At 34.3% G+C, this 1,130-nt stretch carries 2 protein-coding genes; both read right to left on the reverse strand.

Annotated features, from left to right (window positions below; all coding sequences use genetic code 11):
• Nucleotides 1-339: NAD-dependent epimerase/dehydratase family protein (locus V7266_RS30050; protein ID WP_335472926.1), on the reverse strand; the 339-nt coding region annotated here is incomplete at its 3' end.
• Between the two features lie 446 nt (nucleotides 340-785).
• Nucleotides 786-1,109 carry a hypothetical protein gene (locus V7266_RS30055; RefSeq protein ID WP_335472927.1) on the reverse strand — a complete coding sequence of 108 codons (324 nt, stop codon included), beginning with the start codon at nucleotides 1,107-1,109 and terminating at the stop codon, nucleotides 786-788.
• Nucleotides 1,110-1,130 lie beyond the last annotated feature (21 nt).

Consider the following 1,130-nt stretch of genomic DNA (forward strand, 5'->3'; position numbering starts at 1 on the left):
TTCTGTAATTCGATAGTCGCATAAAGGAGTTTGATAGGCAGAAGCAGAGCTAATAAAGATAAATTGTTTCGTTTTCCCGTTAAATAAGCGATAATCTCTTTCCAGTTGTGCAGGTTCAAAGGCAATGAAATCAGCAACCACATCAAACTCTATCTCTTCTATTAGTCTGGAAACTTGGTCTTCGTCATTGATATCAGCTTGTAGTAGGTTTACCCCTTCTGGCAAGCGATCCTTTCGATTCCCCCTATTAAGAAGGTAAAGCTCACATCCCATTGTGACCAATTGCTTCGTGATAGCAGAACTAATTGTTCCCGTCCCACCGATAAATAACGCTTTCATTTTTCCACCTCCGCTAAATTTAAAGCGTTCCATTCTATGCATACGTTAGCAAGTACATATTCTATATTGAACTCAAAATTCCTTTTTTTCAAATCTATAAAGGTTCCAATCAACTGCTTCGATCCGTCGTTAATTCATACATCATCAATTAGGCTCTTTCATTCTATTCCTTATATTATTTAAACTCTTGTTAGCTTAAGTACATTTCTTCACCTATTCACATTGGCAAACAAAAGGCGATATTAAATTAAAAAAAGAAAATGACCTATTCAGCAGATGAATAAGTCACTTAGCTAATAGATTATCTATTACGGAAATCCAAGTGCATCAGCAATTAATGATAGGACGACTGCAACCATTTTCATTTTAATTCCGTTCTTTTACTATAGCACCCCAGTAGTTCAAAAATCTTTCTTATTAAGCACATTTGGGATCGTTCAAATTAATCATCTAATAGAATCATTGTCACCAAGATGTTCAATTTGATCTAATATCCAGGGATTATCTCCTTTTTTTGAGTAACTTGAAAAATAAGTTTTATTAACCTCAATCAAGTTCCAAACCATTGGTTCTTGGACCAAAATTTTTATTTCCTTCTTTTCTGTCATACTGTTGGGGTCATATGCTATTATCCACGCTTCTTTATCATCTTTTGAATGTGCCTTTTTAACTACATACAAATCGGAAGATGTTGATGTAGAGGGACCTCCACAAGCAGTAACAACAAATAGGAAAATAAATAAAAATAATAAACAGGGGGTCTTTTTCATTGTTCACCACCAATAATCAAT

Source organism: Neobacillus drentensis, from assembly GCF_036965645.1.
Classification (GTDB): Bacteria; Bacillota; Bacilli; order Bacillales; family Cytobacillaceae; genus Neobacillus; species Neobacillus drentensis_D.

Bases quoted from the DNA above. Each gene is read 5' to 3' on its own strand.
- V7266_RS30055 (WP_335472927.1), bottom strand. From the start codon at position 1,109: ATGAAAAAGACCCCCTGTTTATTATTTTTATTTATTTTCCTATTTGTT.